We start from the raw sequence: 19,487 nt of genomic DNA, 5'->3' as shown, positions 1-19,487 counted from the left end.
CTGTCAGCCGTCAGACCTAATGTAGGGAATGATCAGAAAGTGAGCGCCTTGGGGAGCAACCACGCCAAAGTCATGGTGGTCGATGATTCTGCGGTTGTCCGCGGTCTGATCGTGCGCATGCTTGAAAAGGCGGGTGTCGAGGTCATCGCTTCAGTCGGGGACGGACAGCAGGCAATTCGTGCGCTTGATCGCCATCACCCTGATGTCGTCATTCTTGATATTGAAATGCCGGTTATGGATGGCCTTACGGCGTTGCCGCAGCTTGTTGCAAAGCAGCCGGGCATCAAGATCATCATGGCATCGACGCTGACGGAAAAGAATGCGGCGATCAGCCTGAAGGCACTTCAGCTCGGGGCGGCGGAATATATCCCGAAACCGACAGCTGCCCGGGAGATTTCAGGCGGGCAGGATTTTCAGCGTGAACTGATTGATAAAGTCACGGCGCTTTCCGGGAAGCGGGGTAAGTTTAGCTCTGCGACGTCAGATGCTGTTCGTGCGGCTGCGGCTCCGGCCAGACCCCAGGCGGCGGTTACAACCCGTCCCGAGACGACCCAGCCTGTTCGGGTGATTGCGATTGGCAGCTCTACCGGTGGTCCTCAGGCTTTGTTCGAGGTGCTTAAGCATCTCACCGGCCTGTCTCAGCCAATCCTGATCACACAGCATATGCCACCGACATTCACCCGAATTCTGGCCGCCAATATCGAGCGCCAGACAAAGCTGCCGACGGTGGAAGCGACAGATAATCTCCGGATTGAGCCGGGCAAGGCTTATGTCGCTGCGGGTGATTATCATATGATTGCAGAAAAGAGCGGTACCGGTGTCTGCGTCCGTCTTGTGCAGTCGGCTCCGGAGAACTTCTGTCGGCCGGCGGTGGATCCGATGTTCCGCAGTGTCGCGTCGGTTTACGGTTCTGGCGTTCTTGGTGTTATTCTCACTGGTATGGGCCATGATGGCCGGGACGGTTCAAAAACAGTGATTGACCATAACGGTATGATCGTCGCGCAGGATGAGAAAAGCAGCGTGGTCTGGGGAATGCCCGGTGCCGTTGCGACAGCGGGACTTGCCAGCAAGGTGCTGCCACTTACCGATATCGGTGCCTATCTGCGACGCAGGGCGGGAGGACGCTGATGAGCCTAAGCTCACTCGATTTCGCTTTCATCAGCGGGATGCTGAAACAGCGATCCGGTCTGATTGTTACGCAGGACAAGATGTATCTGCTTGAATCAAGGCTGATGCCGATTGTCCGCAAGCGTGGCATGAAAGACCTGCCGGAACTGATCAGCCAGCTGAAATCCAGCCGTGATGAAGGGCTGACCCAGGAAGTCATGGAAGCCATGACGACCAACGAGTCATTCTTCTTCCGCGATACCCGTCCGTTCGACATTCTCCGGGATCAGATCATGCCGGGCTTGCTGGAAAAGAATGCTTCACGGAAGCAGCTTCGTATCTGGTGTGCCGCGGCATCCAGTGGTCAGGAGCCGTACAGCATCGCAATGATTCTGAAGGAAATGGCGGCGAAGACCGCTGGCTGGCGAATTGAAATTATCGGTACGGACATTTCCCGGGAAATTCTTCAGAAGGCCAAGGCGGGGCTGTATTCACAGTTCGAGGTACAGCGCGGGTTGCCGATCCAGATGCTGGTGAAGTATTTCCAGAAAAGTGGGGATCTCTGGCAGATCGACAGTTCTCTGCGGGGCATGGTCCAGTACCGCGAACAGAACCTGCTGGGCAGCCTTGCTGCGCTTGGCAAATTCGACGTTGTCTTCTGCCGGAATGTGCTGATTTATTTTGATCAGCCGACCAAGAAGGAAGTGCTGGACCGGATAGCCGCAATTACCAACCCGGATGGATGTCTGTTCCTGGGCGGTGCGGAGACGGTGCTGGGGGTATCCGATAAATTCAAACCGATGGCCGGGGCCAGAGGCGTCTACATCCCGACCTGATCACCGCCCCGGATAACAGTGATCAGGCGTTTGTGGTTTGCCGGTTTAAATCAGGCAACCGCACTTTTCGGATTAATCACTTCATCAGGGTCGCGCAGTACGTAGCCACGTCCCCAGACGGTCTCAATGTAATTCTCGCCGGCGGTCGCGTTTGAAAGCTTCTTGCGGAGCTTGCAGACGAAAACATCGATGATCTTGAGTTCCGGCTCGTCAATGCCGCCATAGAGATGATTGAGGAACATCTCCTTGGTCAGGGTTGTGCCCTTCCGCAGGGACAGCAATTCGAGGATACCGTATTCCTTGCCGGTCAGGTGGATCGGATGGCTGTCAACCTCAACGGTTCTGGCATCCAGATTGACCGACAGACGACCGGTATGAATGATGGATTGTGCATGCCCCTTGGAGCGGCGGACAATCGCCTGAATACGCGCAATCAGTTCACGCTTGTCGAAGGGTTTGGTGAGGTAATCGTCAGCCCCGGTCCCAAGCCCCTTGATCTTGTTGTCTGGCTCGGACAGGCCGGACAGAATCAGGACGGGTGTCTGCACTTTTGCGTCGCGAAGACGCCGCAGAACCTCATATCCGTCAATGTCAGGCAGCATGAGATCGAGAATGATGATGTCGTAATCATACAGTTTCCCGATTTCGAGGCCGTCTTCCCCATATTCGGTCGTGTCGACCACCATATTTTCAGACCGGAGCATCAATTCGATGCTTTTTGCCGTTGCCTGCTCGTCTTCAACCAGAAGCACGCGCATATCTGGAACTCCACCTGAACGCTGTTAACCTTGGTTAACCATAATCAACTTTAATACGTCTTACAAGAGTATTGTTAACCATATTCGTAAGTTTGCTGTTTTACTGCGTAGTCTCCAAGAAAAACCAGCGTTATTTGGCTAGTCTTGAGGTCTGTCGGCGGACACGGATATTTACCAGTGATTAACCCTGTTGTCCGTACAGTGCGGAGGGATCGAGAGATGAGGGATAGTGGATTTGCGCAGTGCGCTGATCAAAAGCTTTATCAGTGATGTAGACCAGCTGACCGACCGGCATCTGTTCGGCCGGGTGACGGCTGTTCTCGGCATGCTGGTTGAAGTCGGCGGCGTCCAGCGGGCGTTGTCCGTCGGTGACCGCTGTACCATTCATGCCCGTGGCGGTCGTCATCTTCCCTGTGAGGTTGTCGGCTTCCGGAATGACAGGGCCCTGATGATGCCGTTCGGTGCCGTCGAAGGCATTGGTATTGGCTGTCGCGCCGAAATTGGCGAGGCGGAGCCAATGATCTATCCGACACGGGAATGGCTCGGGCGGGTGATCAACGCCATGGGGGAGCCGATTGACGGCAAGGGACCACTGCCTCGCGGTGATGTCGGCATGCCAATTCACAATACGCCCCCGCCGGCGCATCAGCGACAGCGCGTTGCCGGCAAGCTGGATGTCGGTGTGCGGGTAATGAACAGTTTCCTGACCCTTTGTAATGGTCAGCGCATGGGAATCTTTGCCGGGTCCGGTGTTGGCAAGTCTTCGGTGCTGTCAATGATTGCACGTGGAACCTCAGCCGAGGTGAATGTCATCGGCCTGATCGGTGAACGTGGCCGTGAGGCACGGGAGTTCATTGAAGATGATCTTGGTGACGATGGCATGGCCCGGAGCGTAATTGTTGCGGCAACGTCAGACGAGCCGCCACTGATGCGCCGCCAGGCGGCTTACGTAACGATGGCGGTTGCTGAATTTTTCCGGGATCAGGATTGTCAGGTCCTGTGCATGATGGATTCCGTCACGCGATTTGCGATGGCCCAGCGTGAGATCAGCTTGTCAGCAGGCGAGCCGCCGACGTCAAAAGGCTATACACCGACCGTATTTGCAGAATTGCCGAAACTTCTGGAGCGCGCAGGACCGGGCATTGATCGCGGCAGCATTACCGGTCTGTTCACCGTGCTGGTGGAAGGTGATGATCATAATGAGCCGATTTCCGATGCTGTCCGGGGTATTCTGGACGGCCATATTGTTCTCGACCGTGAAATTGCCGAGCGCGGGCGCTATCCGGCAGTGAATGTTCTGCGTTCTGTCTCCAGAACCATGCCTGCCTGTAATACGGCGGAGGAAACAGCGATTGTAAGCCGGGCGCGCCGACTGATGGCGACCTATGATGATATGGCTGAACTGATCCGTCTTGGTGCCTATCGGAAAGGCTCTGATCCGGGAATTGATGAAGCAATTCACTATCACGAACCGCTGGAAGAATTTATGACCCAGCAGAAGGGTGAGGCGACGGATCTCGCCACTGGTTATCAACGACTTGCAGAAATATTGGGGGCTTGAGGGTATGGCGCGACGGGGACTGGATAGCGTAATCCGGCTGCAGAAGTGGCGGCTCGATGAAAAACGCCGACAGCTTGGCGACTTGCTCAGCCTGTCTGAACAACTCCAGACGGAACTGGCAAATCTGGAGGCTGAACTACAGGCGGAGCAGGCGCTGGCAGCCCGGAATTTCGAGGCTGGCCGAACCTATGCAACCTATGCCCTTGGCTATATCGACCGGCGGGAACGACTGCGTCAGTCGCTGGCCAATGTGGAAAAACAGATTGAGTCTGCTCAGGAAGAAGTGCGCGGGGCCTTTCGCGAGCTGAAAACCATTGAAATAACCAAGGACAACCGGGACAAGGTTGAAACCCTGCAGGTCAACAGGCGGCAGCAGAACGAGCTTGATGAGTTGGGGCTTAACCCGCAACGCCGCGCACTGAATGCCGGCCGGCTTTAGGCTGCGCGCCGGCCTTGTTCACCGGCTCTGATCAGCCTGTGTTGCGGCTTTGACCAGATTATCGACAAAATTATCGCCCTCGCCGATGGGCGCAACATATGCCAGGGCATCGCGGGCGGCAGCTTCGCCAACCAGGCGGCAAAGTATCCAGGCCGCCAGTTGCTGTGCGCCGAGACATCCCCCGGCAGTGGCAATATTTCCGTCCACCGCAAGGGTTCTGTCGAGCACGGTAAGTCCCATCTCCTCGATCCAGGGTCGGGTCATGTTGTCGGTGCAGACCGGTAGTCCTTGCAGCAAACCGAGTTTTGCCAGAATCAGCGCCCCCGAACATTGTGACGCGACGATCTGCTGATCTGGTCTGAATTTCAGCGCGGTCAGGAAATCGTTATTAGCGGCAAACTTTCTGGTCAGACGGCCACTGCCGACAATGACTGCATCGGCTTTCAGGGCGTCTTCCAGACTGTGGTCGATATGAACCCGTGTGCCGAAGAAGGAAACGACCTCCGGTTCCGGCCCGGCAAGAAAAGCATCAACCTCCGGTGCCCGGTTCAGCATGTGGTAGGCGACAAAACTGTCGACTTCATTGAATTCAGGCAGCGTCAGTATGGCAACGGATGGCATGGTACTGTCCTTTGATTACGAGGGGATACCCTGCGCATTGCCTGATGTCAGAAGCTTGTCGATTTCAGGGTTGTTTGATGGACTGTGCCAGAAACTCTTCGGCTGTCAGGTCTGTATAAAGACCACAATCCTTCGGCTCGACACCAAGCCGGCTACAAAGGGTCACAACAGCGATCTGCTCCGGCAGGTTGACCTCGCCATCCGAAGCACAGATGGCGAGGCATATCCGCAGCATCAGAGCGGCTGTTTCGATATCCTCAACCGCGGCGTGGATATCTTCCCAGCAACGTTCGTGCCCGGCGGCAGAGTTTTCCTTGATCCCCTCAATATAATCATTGAACAGATCAACCCCTTCATGGGGGTCAAAAACCGCAAGCTTGTCGAGCGTTTCAAGAATCTGGTCAATTCGTACACGTTCGTTGAAGGTAACTTCCCCGTCGGCAATTGCCATGATCGCGCTGGACGCCATCACTGCCTTCAGAAAGGGCAGATTACGGTGCCGTTCCAGCATTTCCTGATAGGCGTTTGTCAGGCTCGATAGTAGTCCGCTCATAACATCCCCGAATTATTCTTCCCCGATGCGGAGACGATAGCGGAAATTCCCGGCAACTGCCAAATAGTCAAATGGTCGCGACAGGGGTTACCGGCGAACCAACGGCGCCGGGCAGGCGTAGTGGCGGGGCCGTGATCAGGAAGCTGTTGCGCTTACGGTCAACCAGGGCCTTCGCCAGATCTTCAAAATACCAGAGTTCCCCGAGATGTACGCCAAGTTTGAACAGGCAATGGTGATGCAGGGGAAGCCGGGAACCGCCATCTTCTGCGCCACCAGTGCCATGGGAGTCTTCAACTGCCATATTGTCGGAAGCAATCGCAACAATGCCGGTGTCACTGATCCAACGCAGCAGTCTGTCGTCACGGCCATTCAGCACGGCACAGGAACTGTGGAGTTTTGCTGCATCCGGATTACCTGCCATTTCCATGATCATGGTGGCAAACCCGGTATGAAGGCAGAGCATGTCGCCTTCGCGAACATCAATACCATCGGTATCCATGATCTGCTGGAGGCCGTCCATATCAATGGCTGTACGGGCATCGCCAAGATGACGCCGGGCGTCGATCATGACACCGCGGGTCTGGACGCAGGCTGTTGCCATATTGTCGATGCTGAGTGCACGGGCGCCGCCTTCGTAGGGGCTGTGAATATCTTCTCCGGCACGAAATCCGTTGTAATACAGGGCTTCGGGCACGCCATCCCCGTCGGCATCAAACTCGGCCCCGATATGGGCCAGGCTATCCCATTGGGTTGAATACTGGCTGTGTAGCAGAACCGCTTCGTCGCTGCTGATGTCATGGTTGCCGGGAATGCGTTCACTCCAGCGATAGTTTGAATAGACGTCATCGCCAACGAATACCGGGCGCAGTTCAGGTGGCTTGCGCTTGCTGTTCACACTGTCGCCGCCCGGCAGATCCAGTGGCAGGCTCAGGCAAAAGGTGACGCCCTCCTGTACCTCGGATATGGCGCTGCGGACCACCTCTGGTGTCAGCAGATTCATTCTGCCCTGCTGGTCATCTTCACCAAAATCGCCCCAGGTTGAGCCCTCAGGTCTTCGTTTCCATCGTTGTGTGGTCATTGCTTTCTCCCTCTCAGAGTTCCTGCCTATCGCAACCGTTCCAGCAGCCGTGTGTTATTCCAGTTTGGTTGCCGGTCTTCGGCCATGAATTCAATTGCCGCATCACCATCGGTCTGCTGCAGCGTTACCATTGTCCAGCGGGCGATCGAGACATCAAAGAAATCTTCCATCACCGTGACACCGATAGATTCAATGCCGGTCCAGTCAAGCCGTTCAATTGCCTGAAGGTATCGGATCAGCGAGTCCCGCATGATGATTTCACGATCCGGCACATAATGAATTTTCACGGTAATGCCGGGCAACTGGCCGGTAAGACTGACAATATAATCCCGATGTACGGCCGGATTGGGGGCACAGGCCAGCAAGGCACGGCGTTCAAAGGTCTCCATCAGACAAAAATTCCCGGTCTTGATTCTGCTGTCGGCTGAATTTCAATCAGGGGCTCGTCATGGCGGAAGGTCAGCCGTCCGGTTTTTCCGACAGCTTCCAGTGCAGTGATATAGATCAGGTTCAGATCATCCATGAAATTGCCGGGCATCGGCATGGTGGTGCGCAGGATCAGATCAAGACTCTGGTCGCCGATCAACCCGTCAATTTGCAGCGGGCCGATATTGCTGAGGTCGAGATCAATCAGAAAGCGTTTCGTTGCCTGATCCGGATCAGGTTTGCCGTCGTCATCTTCCGGGTGGTGGAGATGGAGCCTGATGGGCTCAATCTCCTGTCCATTGAGAAATGGTAACTGGTAACTTCGCCAGTCATTGTTTTCACCGCCGGTTTGCCGGGCAGTCCGCACGTCTTCCCGGATACGGCTGAGCAGTCCGCCACGCCCGCTTCTTTCCAGTATCTGCATGACTGTGTCGCCGATGACCGGGCCGGCCTGTCCCAGACGCAGACCGCTGATCATCCGTGTAATGTTGGCCGCCAGTTCGGGGCTGGCCTGTGGCAGGCGGGAGGCCAGCTCACGCGCGGCATCCGGATTCGTTCGGGACAGCACCTGCATGACCTGCAACAGGGTATCGCCCAGTCCGCGCAGACCGGAGGCTGATAATACCGGACTGTTTGTCAGGGGGGCGGGCAGGATCTCAAGAATTTCCAGCCGGACCTGACCGCCGGGAGGCGGTGCATCCGGCAGATTGAGCGACAGGGTGCCTGCTGGCGATGTCAGCAAGCTGGTCCCGCCGGAGCTGGTACTGGCAACAGTTGCTGTCAGAACTGTTGTTGCAGCAGATAAGGCAGATGAACCGGCGGGTAACGGACGCACTGTAAGCATACTTCCCGGGACGAATGTCTGTGGGGTTACCGCAGGGGCTGCGGCTGTCGATGCCGGAGCGACATTGCTTCCGGTCGGGAGCGGCGGAGTGGTTGTTGCGGTCGGTGTCGCCGGAGGTGCGCCTGATGCGGTTGTTGCGCCTGTCGCGGCAGGAGGCGTACCGGTAGCTGCCGCCGTTGAGGCAGAAGGAGCTGCCGGTGACGAGACACCGGCTGCCGGACGGATGACCGTGGCCTGCAAGGTACCCCTGATGGTGACGATTGCGGGATTGCCATCTGATCTGGCAGCGGAGGATGTGCCGCCGGAATTGCCGGCTGTCTTGCCGGTATCCGGCAAAACCAGCTGGGCCTTTGTGCCGTTGGCGGCGGGCAGAAGTTTCAGTTCAGCCTGGGTACCCGGCGCCAGAGTGACCGGACTGCGGACTTCCACAGACTGACCGGCAACCTGTAACAGAAGGACGGCTCCTGCTGATGTCGGCTGACTGGCCGTTACCGCAACCTGGACCGCAGTATTACCGCCCAGTGCAGCAAGTGCCGCCGCCGGATTGCTGAAGGTAACAACAGGATTTGGCGACGTTGTTCCCGGAACGGGCTGGGGCAGGGCCTGCGGGGTTATTGTCACCATGACCGATGGATGCTCAGCCGCTGCCTTTGATCAGGCGTGTCGCGATGGCTTCGATATCTGCTGCGGCGTCCGTGTTCGGATAGCGCATCAGCAACGGGGTCTGGCTGCGGATCGCAGACCGGACCTTGTCATCGCGGCGAACTGTTCCGGCAAGTGCCGGGCTGAACTTCAGAAAACCCTCACAGGCTTTCAGCAGGGTGTTGTAGGTACGTTCGCCTTCCTTCGGCGTGTTCGACATGTTCACGACAACCCGGATATCTGCATCCGGCTGATCCATATGGGTCACCTTGATAAAGGCATAGGCATCGGTGAGAGAGGTCGGCTCATCGGTTGTCACCACAAGAATGACCCCGACATTATTGGTCAGGGCCCGGACCGTCTTTTCGACACCCGCCCCGAGGTCAATGATGACATGATCGTAATTGGCCGCCATCAGGGTCAGGTCGTCACCGAGCCCCTGCAGACGTCCAACCGGCAGATCAACAAGGCTGCCGGAACCGGAACGCCCGGAGATGATATCAAATCCACCGTCATCAAACGGCAGAACCGCCTGATTGAGTGACATCCGGCCAGCAATTACACCGCCGAGGTCATGCTTTGGCATCAGGCCAAGCTGAATATCCACGTTGGCCAGTCCAAGGTCTCCGTCGAACAGCAGGACCTTGCGTCCGGCGCGTGCGAGCGCATGGCTCAGGCTGATGGCAAAGAGCGTCTTTCCGACGCCGCCCTTACCGGATGCGATAGCAACCAGATTGCGGCCTCGTGGCCGGGCATTGGTTCTTGGCGCGAGTGGTGTGACAGTACTCATGATAGGGCCTCATCGAGGGAGTAACTCGAAGTTGACTGTTGATAATCGGGCATTAGCAATTGTGCCAGAACGACCGGGTTGATCGGGCTGACGCCGTTGGCTACCTGGGGTGTGGCGCAGACATCGCAGAACATCATGCGCCCGGCATCGGCAGCACTGAGCAGGCTGCCCAGTCGCCGGGTCATGTCGAGACGGGTGGCCAGTAATCTTGTTGCACCCAGTCCGGCATAGGCTTCACCGATTTCGGCTGATTCCAGCGGATCGCCACCGGCCGCCAGCACCAGAACGGGTTCCAGTTCCGAGGCGGTGAAGTAATCTGCCAGATCGGCCATATCCATGCGGTTGAACGGATTGCCGGCGGTGCTGTCGATGAAGGTCAGTTCGTTGCCGGTGCGGCTTTGCAGCAATTTGGCGAGTGCAGCGGCGCTTTCGGCGGTTTCCAGCCGGATGCTCATGATCTTGGTGAAGGCGTCCAGCCGGGCAATGGCACCGGCGCTGGTGGTGTCGGTGGTAATGACACGAACCGGGTTGCCGGCCAGCATGGCCCGGGCTGCCAGCTTGGCTACGGTTACTGTTTTGCCGACACCGTGAGGGCCGATCAGCATAAAGGGCTTCGGCGCGGCATCCTGTGGAATGGGGGCAAAAGTAAATCCGGCCTCCAGCGCGCCGGCCAGTGCCATTACCGGATCTTCCACCTCGATCTGGCGGGCCGCATTCAGCAGCCTGTCAACCAGCCGGGGCGGGGCGTTATGGGCATCCAGCGTCCGGCGGATGGAATCGATGGCCGCGGGCTGCTGCGTCCGTGGTTTTTCTTCGGTCTCCTTGGCCGGGCCGGTCGATGGTTCAAGGGCTGCCGTGACACGCACGCCAGAGCCGTCGATACCCTTCTGGGTCGAGACGATGATGGCATCATCACCCATTTCCAGCCGGACAAGCCGCATGGCATCTGCCATGTCTATTGCTGTGAAGGTTTTCAAGCGCATGACCGGTTCACCCTAGACCTGACCCAGCGTGCGTATGCGCGCTTTCGGGTGGATTTCATTCTGGGACATGACGGTTGTAACAGGCCTGAAGCGCTCGATGATCGATCGCACATAGGGGCGGATTGCCGGGCTGGTCAGCAAAGCTGGCGTTTCGCCCATCATGGCAAAATGTTCAAAGGTCTGGCGTACCTTTGCAATGAAATCCTGCAACTGGCTGGGTGGCATCGCAAGCTGGCGATCGTCGCCCTGACCGATGAGGGATTCGGCAAATGCCTGTTCCCACTGCGGTGACAGGGTGACAAGCGGCACCACGCCATCCGCGTTCAGGTTCATGTCGCTGATCTGTCGCGCCAGCCGGGTCCGGACATGCTCGGTTATCTGCATGATATTGCGTGTGTGCCCTGATGTTTCCGATATCCCTTCCAGTATGGTCGGCAGATCGCGGACTGACACGCGTTCCTTCAGCAGATTCTGGAGAACACGCTGGATACCACCAACCGTGATCTGGCCGGGCACAAGGTCAGCGACCAGTTTCTGCTGTTCCTTGTCGAGTTCATCAAGCAGCTTCTGGGTTTCGCTGTGCGACAACAGTTCCGACATGTTGTCTTTGATGACTTCGGTGATATGGGTGGTGATGACTGTTGACGGATCAACGACCGTATAACCGCGGAACATGGCTTCTTCCCGGTTCGCCATGTCAATCCAGGTGGCGGGAAGGCCAAAGGTCGGCTCAGTCGTTTTTTCACCGGGGATTGTGATGTCATCACCCCGCGGGTCCATCACCAGCAGCATATTGGGCCGCAAATCACCGCGTCCGGCCTCGATCTCCTTGACCCGGATGACGTAATTGTTTGCGCCAAGCTGCATGTTGTCCTGAATGCGGACACTCGGCATGACAAAGCCCATTTCGGAAGCCAGCTGTCGCCGCAGTGCCTTGACCTGATCGGTCAGTTTCTGGCCACGCGGGCTGTTGATCATGCTCAGCAGACCATATCCCAGTTCAAGACGAACCAGATCAATACGGAGCGCTGTGGAAATCGGTTCGTCCTCTACAGGGGCCTGCTGCTCGGCTTCCTGACGTCGTTCGGCTTCCTGCGCAAGTTGCAGTGCGGTTTCACGTTTCTGGCGGGCCAGCATGAAAGCACTGATCCCGGTGACCCCGGCCAGCAGCGAGAAAGGAACGAATGGCATACCCGGAAGAAAGGCGAAGAAGGCCAGCAGGCCTGAACTGATGCCCAGCACCTTCGGATAACTGGTCAGCTGACCGATGACGGCTTTCTCGGCTCCGCCTTCTACACCGGCCTTGGTGATCAGCATACCCGCACCGACGGAGACCAGCAGCGCCGGAATTTGCGTTACAAGGCCATCACCCACGGTCAGACGGGTATAGGCATCGGCCGCATCAGAAAATGCCATGTCCTGCTGGGCAACGCCGATAATGATGCCGCCGATCACATTGATGAAGGTAATCAGCAATCCGGCAATCGCATCACCCCGGACAAATTTCGAGGCACCATCCATCGCGCCGAAGAAGCTGCTTTCTTCTTCCAGCTGCTTGCGGCGTGCGCGGGCACCTTCTTCATCCAGCAGACCGGAGGAAAGATCGGCATCAATGGCCATCTGCTTGCCGGGCATGGCATCGAGAGTAAAGCGTGCGGTGACTTCCGCGATACGCCCGGAACCTTTGGTAATGACGATGAAATTGACGATCACCAGAATCGCGAAAACGATGATGCCAATCACGAAATTGCCGGACATGACAAAGTCGCCAAAGGCTTCAATAACCTTTCCGGCAGCAGCCGTACCTTCATGACCATTGGCCAGAATTAGCCGCGTTGATGCCATGTTGAGTGCCAGCCGCAGCATGGTCGCGATCAGCAGGATCATCGGAAATGCACTGAATTCGAGCGGTTTTTCGATGAATATCGCGGTCATCAGGATCATCACCGAGAAGGTGATGGAGAGCGCGAGACTGAAATCCAGCAGCCAGACCGGCAAGGGCAGGATCAGGACGCCGACAATCAGGATGACGCCGAGTGCCAGCAGAATATCACCGCGGCGCAGTGCAGCCTGTGCGCGGGCAAACAGGCTGTCGAAATTGACACCGCCACCGTCAGCGCCGCCACCTTCCGGTGTCTGGTTATCGGTCTGGGGAAGGGCGTCAGCCATTCACGACCTCACCCTTCGCCGGGAGCTGGTACGGCAACACCCTGATCGTTGTACAGATTCAGCTTGTTTCGCAGCGTCCGGATTGAAATGCCCAGAATGTTCGCGGCATGCGTCCGGTTGCCGACGCAGTGCTGCAATGTATCAATGATCAGGTCACGTTCGACATCTGCGACGGTCCGGCCAACCAGACCTGTGGTGCCGTCTGCCGTATCTTTCTGCTGAGAGGAGGATGAGGGGGTGATCATGATTGAATCGGGCCCGATCCTGTCACCGGTGGTGATGATCACGGCACGATGGATTGTATTTTCCAGTTCCCGGACATTTCCCGGCCAGCTGTGACTTTTCAGCATGGTAAGGGCGCCGGGATCAATAGCCCGCTCCGGCATATGGTTCAGTTCGGCATATTTCCGGGCGAAATGGGTCGACAGGACTTCGATATCGGCGGGCCGGTCGCGGAGTGACGGCATCGCCAGATTGACGACGTTCAGGCGGAAATAAAGATCTTCCCGGAAACGTCCTTCACGCACTTCCGATTGCAGGTCACGGTTCGTCGTTGCCAGAATCCGGACATCCACCCGGACCGGCTTCGTGCCGCCCAGCCGGTCAATTTCGCGTTCCTGAATGACACGCAGCAGCTTTGCCTGCAGGCGAATATCCATTTCGCTGATTTCGTCGAGCAGCATGGTGCCGCCATTGGCTTCCTCAAACTTGCCAAGCCTGCGGGCAACCGCGCCGGTGAAGGCTCCCTTTTCATGGCCGAAAAGCTCACTTTCCAGCAGGTTTTCCGGAATGGCGGCGCAGTTGACGGCAACAAACCGGTTTTTTGATCGCCGGCTTTTGCGGTGAATGTGATGCGCAATGACTTCCTTACCGGTACCGCTTTCTCCGGAAATCAGAATGGTTGCCTCTGTCGGGGCGACCTGCTCGGCAAGGCGGATGGTCTCCAGCATGCGGCTGTCTGCGGCAATCAGCGCATGGCTTTCCTCCGCGACGGCCTCGAACACGGCGGCCATCAGTTCGGGATCAGGCGGCAGCGGTACAAATTCCTGCGCTCCGGCCTTGATTGCCCCGACGGCGGCCTGGCTGTCATTCTCTGTGCCACAGGCAACAACAGTGGCAGAAATGCGCTCGGATTTGAGGCTTTCGACCAGCTGCGCAATATTCTGCTTCACGTCGATCATGATCAGGTCAGCACCCTGACCGGACCGCAGCACGTTCAGCGCTTCGGCTACGTTATCGGCATGGACAACCTTTGCCCCGCGCGATACCGCAATCTTGCTCGCTGCACCGATCTGTCCGCCAAGTGAACCGATAATGAGTAGACGCATTGCCTTCAGAAGCCCCTAGTCAAAATACGTGATGCGCTGCGAAGGTGGCAGCAGACTGTTGATAAGAAGTTCCAGACGCCGGGGGTTTTCCTGGCGACCGATCGACCCGGCCCCCAACAGATAGACCTGATTGACGACCATTTCTTCGTCCGAATTTTTTTCCAGTTTCGATGCCAGCGGCGAGAACACCATGTTCGCCAGAATGGCGCCGTAGAATGTGGTCAGCAGGGCAACGGCCATGCTGGGACCGATGGTCGAGGGGTCATCCAGATTACCCAGCATCTGAACCAGCCCGATCAATGTACCGATCAGACCCATGGCCGGGGAAACTTCGGCTGCCCGCTTCAGGACTGCCGCACTTTTCTGATGGCGTGAGATGGTAGAGTTGAGATCACGCCGCATCACAAGTTCAACTTCATCGCCCGGCGTACCATCGACGACCATCGAAATGGCCTTGTGCAGAAACGGTGTCTCGTTCAGCCCTTCAACAACCCCCTGCAATGCCAGAACGCCTTTCTTGCGGGCCAGTTCAGACAGCTGCATCACCTGATTGGCGGCCCCGCTCGGGTCATACTGGGTTGCGACAAAGGTTTTCCCGATAACCACGCCGGCGCGAAGCATCTCGGAAATGGAAAAACTGACCATCGTAACTGCGAATGTCCCGCCGATGACGATCAGGATTGAGGGTATATCTACAAATGAACCGGGAGAACCGCCCAGCACCATGGCCGAGATGATCAGCCCGAAAGCACCGAGAAGTCCCAGTATTGTCGCGAGGTCGATTGACGTGCCGCCACCAGAGCTGTTGTCTGCCATTCGCTGAACCTAATCCGCCCAGTGTTGATCTGGAATGACCGACATGCGCTATCAGGCCCGGTCGGTCTTGATGATTTCCGTCATGGTCACACCAAGCCGGTCTTCCACGACGACGACTTCGCCACGCGCTACAAGTCTGTTATTCACATAAATATCGATGGCCTCGCCAACCTTGCGGTCCAGTTCGACGACAGCGCCACGACCCAGTCGCAAAAGCTGGCTGACCTGCATTGTTGATTTGCCGAGCACGGCCGATACCTGCACGGGAATGTCGTAGACAGCCTCCAGATCCCGGGCAGTGCGCGATGCCGCGCTCATGTCCGGCTCAGGGGGATCCGTCATTTCCTCGTCCATGCCCATTGATCCGCCGCTGGCTGCGACTTCATCAAGGTCAGGCAGATTCAGATCATTATCATCCGCCATCATTCAATCCTTATTCTGCGAATCATCTATCATACCGGCTTGTCGTCTGCATCCAAAGCAGTCTGTTCGTCGCTTTCTTCGTTTTCACCGGGGGGCTGTTCGTCAGCTTCAGGTGTCCCGGTTTCGTCATCTTCGTCTGCTGATGCTTCTGCCTCTGCTGCAGCTTCGGCTTCAGCAAGGGCAGCCGCTTCTTCCTCTGCGGCAATGCGTGCCGCTTCCTGGGCTTCCCGGTAGCGATCGATCAGGCCATCGAGATCATTCAGCATGCGTTCGACATCCCGTTCCGCACCACCATCAGACCATTCCAAATGGCAGTTGCCGACAGGTTGCTTTTCATCATCGACAATTGTCAGCTTGCCATCGAACCCGGTTTCCGTGGCCACTTCAGCCAGTCTCTCGCGCAGGCCTTCAGCAATTTCCGGGTTTGCGCGAACCACAACCCTCGGCTCATTGATCAGTCCTGAAACCGTTGAACGGACCAGTCCCTCAATCTCTTCAATCGCACCTTCTGCCATTTTCTCCGGCAGCAGCTTGCGGGCAACCGAGGCTGCAACGAGAACGGCATCACCACTGCGCATTTCTGCTTCGGGGCCCAGTTTTGCGGCAATATCCGGCAACTGGATGCTGATCGACCTCAGGGCGGCAGCGATTTCATCTTCGATAGACCGGCTTTGTGCGTCTTCTACCTCGGTCTTGCCGCGTAGATAGGCTTCTTCCTCAACTTCCTTCAGCTTCGCCGCGAATTCCTCTTCGGTCATCGTGACGGTCGGCACTACCGGTTCTTCCGGCTCATCAACGACAGGAGCTTCCGTCTTGGGTTTCTTTTTAGGCGCAAGCATATCCGGATCGTCAAAAGACTTCTCGAACAGGAACTTGTGAATGGCGGCCATGGTTTTCCGTGCAGCCCTAGTAGATCAGTTCGTCTTCTGCGCCACCGTCGGAGATCACGATTTCGCCTCTGTCGGCGAGCTCCTTCGCGGCGACCACAATGATCGCCTGGGCGTCGTCGACATCTTTCAGCCTGACAGGGCCGAGGGCATCCATATCTTCGCGCAGCATCTTGCCGGCACGTTCGGACATGTTGTTGAAGAACATCTCTGCGATTGATTCCGATGCGCCTTTCAGCGCCATCGCCAGCTTGTCCTTTTCGACGGACCGCAGGACAGTCTGGACACCGGCAGTATCGAGGCGGATGAGATCTTCGAAGGTGAACATCAGAGCCTTGATCTTCTCGGCGCTCTCGCGATTGCGCTCTTCCAGGGCGGTGACGAAACGGTTCTCCGTGTTGCGGTCCAGATGGTTGAAGATTTCCGCCATCATTTCATGGGCATCACGGCGCTGGGTGCGGGCAAGGTTCGACATGAATTCTGTCCGCAATGTCTTTTCGACACCGTCGAGCACTTCTTTCTGCACAGCTTCCATACGCAGCATGCGCATGATGACTTCCATGGAGAAGGTTTCCGGCAGCAGTGACAGCACGGCGGCGGCATGATCACCCCGAATTTTCGAGAGCACGACGGCCACGGTCTGCGGATATTCGTTCTTCAGGTAGTTGGCGAGAACGGCTTCGTTCACGTTCGCCAGCTTTTCCCACATGGTACGACCGGCAGGGCCGCGAATTTCCTCCATCATGGCCGCAGCACGTTCTGCGCCCATGCTTTTCATCAGCAGCCGTTCGGTGGAATCGTAGGTTCCGACAAGAGAGCCGGTGGATGAGAGCTGGTCGGCAAATTCAACAAACAGGCGTTCGACAACGGTGGACGAGACGGAACCCAGGTTAGCCATCGCCTGCGACAGCTCCTTGATTTCCTCGTCGTCCATCATTTCGAACATCTTGGTCGCCTGATTGTCGTTGAGCGACAGCATGAAAATAGCTGCCTTATCAACGCCTGCCAGGCTCCTGTAGTCGTCCTTCGTCCGGCCCATACTCTGACCCCCTTAGGTCTCTGCGTACAACCAGGTGCGGATGATTGACAGCGCTTCTTCCGGATGCTTGTCAACGATCTCACCAACCTTCTTGACGGAAGAAGCTTTAACACGACCTTCGACCCGGTCAATATCGATCAGTTCTTCAATCTGATCCATATCTTCCGGCGGACGCATACCCGGCACCCGTGCTGCTGTCGGTCCTGTCAGGGCTGGTGAGGCAGATGTCTGATCAGCGATCAGGCGGCGGCCTTCCTGGGCTGTAGCCGAAGCCTGCTCCCGGATATACTCCATCAGCGGCTTGACGATGATCAGCAGAACGATGATCCCGACGATGGCCAGCAGCACCAGTTCGAAGATGTCGTAAACCCGCTCGGTAATATTCACACCGAAGATGGTCAGACCGGCATCTTCGTCGATTCCAGCCGTCGGATCGATGAATTTGAGGTTGATGACTTCAACAGTATCGCCCCGATTCGCATCGAAGCCGATGGTTGATTGTACCAGTCGTGTGAGGTTCTGGAGTTCCTCTTCCGTGCGGGGCTGGTAGACGGGGATCTGACCTTCTGCGCCCTCGGCCGGCGGGGTGTAGAGCCCATCAACCAGAACAGCGACGCTGACCCGGTTCACAACCCCGGTTTCACGGACCTGATTGGTGATGGTTTTTGAAATTTCGAAGTTGGTGGTTTCTTCCGTGCGGGCACGTGAATTCGTGTCCGAACTGCCGCCGCCACTGAAGTTGAGGTCTGCATCCGGCAGATTGTTCCCAACAGAGACGGTATCGCTGTCGGCTTCTTTGGAACTTTCGGTTTCTTCAACCGTACGTGTGGAACGGACAACCTGTTCTTCCGGATCATAGCGTTCCTTGACGCTGGTGACCCGGTCGAAGTCCATGTCGACGAAAACTTCGGCGCGGACTTTGCCGAAACCGACAGTCGGCTCAAGGATCTGTTCGATCTTTGTGCGCAGGCGATCCTGTGCGCTGATCCGCATTTCCTCGGCGTTGGAGGCCATAAGGCCGGCCGCATCATTTTCGTCAAATCCGCGGGCGAGAAGCTGGCCGCGATCATCAATGACAGAAATCCGCGAGGGTTTGAGATTCGGTACAGCCGAGGCCACCAGATGCTGAATGGCGACAACCTGCTGACGCTCGATCTTGCCGGATGTCTTCAGGGCAATAGAGGCGCTCGGGTTAAGTTGTTCGCGGCTGAAAAGCTCGCGGCGTGGCATCACCAGATGGACACGGGCATTCCGGACACGGGGCAGGGTGGCGATTGACCGCTCAAGCTCGCCTTCAAGGGCCCGGACCAGATTGATGTTCTGCAGGAAGTTCGTGGAACCGAGGGACTCTCCCTTGTCGAACAGTTCGTAGCCTACGGTGCCGCCGGCCGGCAGGCCCTGTTCTGCCATGGTCAGGCGCAACCGGGCGACCTGGTCTTCCGGCGCCAGAATCTGGCTGCCATTACGGCCGATCTCATAGGGGATGTTCATCTGCTCAAGGCGACTGATGATGGCCGCAGAATCCTGCTGCTCCAGTTCGCCATAAAGCGGGGCCAGGTTCGGTGTCGAGAACCGTGCGGCAATGAAAATTGACGCGGTCAGCAGGATGGCGATGGGTACGCCGATTATTACCAGCTGGCGAGGGCCAAGGCCTTTAAATGTCTGAGCGAGTGATGCCACGGTCGGTCCTTCCCGTATTGTCCCTGTTTACTGAAACCGGGCACGAATGCACAGGCGTCAGCTTTCCACTGCGCCACTATGCTTTCGGGAAGGTAAATTTCTGGTTAACCCGTCGGTTAATCAACGGGCAGGGGCGGGTTATTCCTGGCCGGGGCGATAATCCTGCAGCCGGGTCGTGCGCAGGCCGAGCATGCCATGGCGTTCGATCATGCGCTGCCAGGAGAGAAATTCCTCTACCGACAGATCATACCGGTCACAGGCTTCCTGAAGACTGAGCAGCCCGGCACGAACACCGGCGACAACCTCTGCCTTGCGACGAATAACCCATCGCTTGGTATTTGACGGTGGCAGGTCAGCCCTTGTGATGGGGCGTCCGGCGGGACCGATTATATTTGCCGACCTTGATACGCTTGAATGCTCCACAATGCATTCCTTCCGACGACTGCTTCTGTTTGGTGCCGCTCATTGCGACTTTTTGTAGTGTCCACTATCCGCTTTAAAAAATAG

Annotated in this window: 20 protein-coding genes; 4 read left to right on the top strand and 16 right to left on the bottom strand. The window is 57.0% G+C overall.

Translation table 11 applies throughout. The features are described 5' to 3' along the window. The first annotated feature begins 72 nt into the window (after positions 1-72). Positions 73-1,128 (top strand): chemotaxis-specific protein-glutamate methyltransferase CheB, encoded by a 1,056-nt coding sequence (cheB, locus tag GH722_00300; GenBank protein ID MRG70192.1) that lies wholly within the window; start codon positions 73-75, stop codon positions 1,126-1,128. After that, on the top strand, positions 1,128-1,943 hold the full coding sequence (locus GH722_00295; GenBank protein MRG70191.1) for a chemotaxis protein CheR: 816 nt from the start codon (positions 1,128-1,130) through the stop codon (positions 1,941-1,943). Before cheB ends, GH722_00295 begins: the two co-directional genes overlap by 1 nt. A gap of 50 nt (positions 1,944-1,993) precedes the next feature. Here the strand turns inward: GH722_00295 and GH722_00290 are convergent, their stop codons facing one another. Next, positions 1,994-2,701 carry a response regulator gene (locus tag GH722_00290; GenBank protein MRG70190.1) on the bottom strand — a complete coding sequence of 236 codons (708 nt, stop codon included), beginning with the start codon at positions 2,699-2,701 and terminating at the stop codon, positions 1,994-1,996. 235 nt (positions 2,702-2,936) lie between these two features. Between GH722_00290 and fliI the strand changes: the two genes are divergently transcribed. Both fliI and GH722_00280 read left to right on the top strand, forming a co-directional pair. After that, a complete protein-coding gene (gene fliI, locus GH722_00285) occupies positions 2,937-4,262 on the top strand; it encodes a flagellar protein export ATPase FliI (protein MRG70189.1) in 1,326 nt (441 codons plus the stop codon). Then, entirely contained in the window at positions 4,204-4,701 is a 498-nt protein-coding gene (locus tag GH722_00280; protein ID MRG70188.1) for a hypothetical protein, read from the top strand. Before fliI ends, GH722_00280 begins: the two co-directional genes overlap by 59 nt. Positions 4,702-4,719: 18 nt before the next feature. Here GH722_00280 and GH722_00275 read toward each other — a convergent pair whose 3' ends face one another. The 15 genes from GH722_00275 to GH722_00205 all read right to left on the bottom strand — a co-directional run bounded on the left by GH722_00275 (position 4,720) and on the right by GH722_00205 (position 19,406). Further along, positions 4,720-5,322: an AraC family transcriptional regulator gene (locus GH722_00275; GenBank protein ID MRG70187.1), complete on the bottom strand. Its 603-nt coding sequence runs from the start codon at positions 5,320-5,322 to the stop codon at positions 4,720-4,722. A gap of 64 nt (positions 5,323-5,386) precedes the next feature. Next, the gene (locus GH722_00270; GenBank protein MRG70186.1) at positions 5,387-5,875 is read right to left on the bottom strand and encodes a hypothetical protein; all 489 of its coding nucleotides are present in this window, start codon (positions 5,873-5,875) and stop codon (positions 5,387-5,389) included. Between the two features lie 67 nt (positions 5,876-5,942). Continuing rightward, positions 5,943-6,953 carry a cyclase family protein gene (locus GH722_00265; GenBank protein MRG70185.1) on the bottom strand — a complete coding sequence of 337 codons (1,011 nt, stop codon included), beginning with the start codon at positions 6,951-6,953 and terminating at the stop codon, positions 5,943-5,945. 26 nt (positions 6,954-6,979) lie between these two features. After that, positions 6,980-7,342, bottom strand: a complete 363-nt coding sequence (locus GH722_00260) for a hypothetical protein (protein MRG70184.1) — start codon at positions 7,340-7,342, stop codon at positions 6,980-6,982. Further along, entirely contained in the window at positions 7,342-8,847 is a 1,506-nt protein-coding gene (locus GH722_00255; protein MRG70183.1) for a hypothetical protein, read from the bottom strand. Before GH722_00255 ends, GH722_00260 begins: the two co-directional genes overlap by 1 nt. Before the next feature lie 13 nt (positions 8,848-8,860). Next, on the bottom strand, positions 8,861-9,655 hold the full coding sequence (locus GH722_00250; protein ID MRG70182.1) for a P-loop NTPase: 795 nt from the start codon (positions 9,653-9,655) through the stop codon (positions 8,861-8,863). Then, the gene (locus GH722_00245; GenBank protein ID MRG70181.1) at positions 9,652-10,638 is read right to left on the bottom strand and encodes a GTP-binding protein; all 987 of its coding nucleotides are present in this window, start codon (positions 10,636-10,638) and stop codon (positions 9,652-9,654) included. Before GH722_00245 ends, GH722_00250 begins: the two co-directional genes overlap by 4 nt. A gap of 12 nt (positions 10,639-10,650) precedes the next feature. Then, entirely contained in the window at positions 10,651-12,807 is a 2,157-nt protein-coding gene (gene flhA / locus GH722_00240; GenBank protein ID MRG70180.1) for a flagellar biosynthesis protein FlhA, read from the bottom strand. A gap of 8 nt (positions 12,808-12,815) precedes the next feature. Continuing rightward, positions 12,816-14,135 carry an AAA domain-containing protein gene (locus GH722_00235; protein MRG70179.1) on the bottom strand — a complete coding sequence of 440 codons (1,320 nt, stop codon included), beginning with the start codon at positions 14,133-14,135 and terminating at the stop codon, positions 12,816-12,818. A gap of 15 nt (positions 14,136-14,150) precedes the next feature. Next, positions 14,151-14,951, bottom strand: a complete 801-nt coding sequence (locus GH722_00230) for a flagellar motor protein MotA (protein ID MRG70178.1) — start codon at positions 14,949-14,951, stop codon at positions 14,151-14,153. A gap of 51 nt (positions 14,952-15,002) precedes the next feature. Further along, on the bottom strand, positions 15,003-15,374 hold the full coding sequence (fliN, locus tag GH722_00225) for a flagellar motor switch protein FliN (GenBank protein MRG70177.1): 372 nt from the start codon (positions 15,372-15,374) through the stop codon (positions 15,003-15,005). A 29-nt stretch (positions 15,375-15,403) separates the two neighbouring features. Then, complete coding sequence (locus GH722_00220; GenBank protein ID MRG70176.1) at positions 15,404-16,264, bottom strand: hypothetical protein; 861 nt, start codon at positions 16,262-16,264, stop codon at positions 15,404-15,406. A gap of 16 nt (positions 16,265-16,280) precedes the next feature. Further along, positions 16,281-17,300: a flagellar motor switch protein FliG gene (gene fliG / locus GH722_00215; protein MRG70175.1), complete on the bottom strand. Its 1,020-nt coding sequence runs from the start codon at positions 17,298-17,300 to the stop codon at positions 16,281-16,283. Between the two features lie 12 nt (positions 17,301-17,312). Beyond that, on the bottom strand, positions 17,313-18,980 hold the full coding sequence (fliF, locus tag GH722_00210; protein MRG70174.1) for a flagellar M-ring protein FliF: 1,668 nt from the start codon (positions 18,978-18,980) through the stop codon (positions 17,313-17,315). A gap of 138 nt (positions 18,981-19,118) precedes the next feature. Beyond that, positions 19,119-19,406, bottom strand: coding sequence for a DUF1153 domain-containing protein (locus GH722_00205; GenBank protein ID MRG70173.1), 288 nt, complete (start codon positions 19,404-19,406; stop codon positions 19,119-19,121). Positions 19,407-19,487: the final 81 nt, after the last annotated feature.

It is taken from the genome of Alphaproteobacteria bacterium HT1-32, assembly GCA_009649675.1.
Classification (GTDB): domain Bacteria; phylum Pseudomonadota; class Alphaproteobacteria; order Rhodospirillales; family HT1-32; genus HT1-32.
This window is presented reverse-complemented; position numbering and strand designations above follow the sequence as displayed.

Bases quoted from the DNA above. Each gene is read 5' to 3' on its own strand.
- GH722_00295 (MRG70191.1), top strand. From the start codon at position 1,128: ATGAGCCTAAGCTCACTCGATTTCGCTTTCATCAGCGGGATGCTGAAA.
- GH722_00235 (MRG70179.1), bottom strand. From the start codon at position 14,135: ATGCGTCTACTCATTATCGGTTCACTTGGCGGACAGATCGGTGCAGCG.
- fliN (MRG70177.1), bottom strand. From the start codon at position 15,374: ATGGCGGATGATAATGATCTGAATCTGCCTGACCTTGATGAAGTCGCA.
- GH722_00270 (MRG70186.1), bottom strand. From the start codon at position 5,875: ATGAGCGGACTACTATCGAGCCTGACAAACGCCTATCAGGAAATGCTG.
- flhA (MRG70180.1), bottom strand. From the start codon at position 12,807: ATGGCTGACGCCCTTCCCCAGACCGATAACCAGACACCGGAAGGTGGC.
- GH722_00260 (MRG70184.1), bottom strand. From the start codon at position 7,342: ATGGAGACCTTTGAACGCCGTGCCTTGCTGGCCTGTGCCCCCAATCCG.
- GH722_00265 (MRG70185.1), bottom strand. From the start codon at position 6,953: ATGACCACACAACGATGGAAACGAAGACCTGAGGGCTCAACCTGGGGC.
- GH722_00230 (MRG70178.1), bottom strand. From the start codon at position 14,951: ATGGCAGACAACAGCTCTGGTGGCGGCACGTCAATCGACCTCGCGACA.
- GH722_00245 (MRG70181.1), bottom strand. From the start codon at position 10,638: ATGCGCTTGAAAACCTTCACAGCAATAGACATGGCAGATGCCATGCGG.
- cheB (MRG70192.1), top strand. From the start codon at position 73: ATGGTGGTCGATGATTCTGCGGTTGTCCGCGGTCTGATCGTGCGCATG.
- GH722_00255 (MRG70183.1), bottom strand. From the start codon at position 8,847: ATGGTGACAATAACCCCGCAGGCCCTGCCCCAGCCCGTTCCGGGAACA.
- GH722_00275 (MRG70187.1), bottom strand. From the start codon at position 5,322: ATGCCATCCGTTGCCATACTGACGCTGCCTGAATTCAATGAAGTCGAC.
- GH722_00250 (MRG70182.1), bottom strand. From the start codon at position 9,655: ATGAGTACTGTCACACCACTCGCGCCAAGAACCAATGCCCGGCCACGA.
- fliG (MRG70175.1), bottom strand. From the start codon at position 17,300: ATGGGCCGGACGAAGGACGACTACAGGAGCCTGGCAGGCGTTGATAAG.
- GH722_00220 (MRG70176.1), bottom strand. From the start codon at position 16,264: ATGGCCGCCATTCACAAGTTCCTGTTCGAGAAGTCTTTTGACGATCCG.
- GH722_00290 (MRG70190.1), bottom strand. From the start codon at position 2,701: ATGCGCGTGCTTCTGGTTGAAGACGAGCAGGCAACGGCAAAAAGCATC.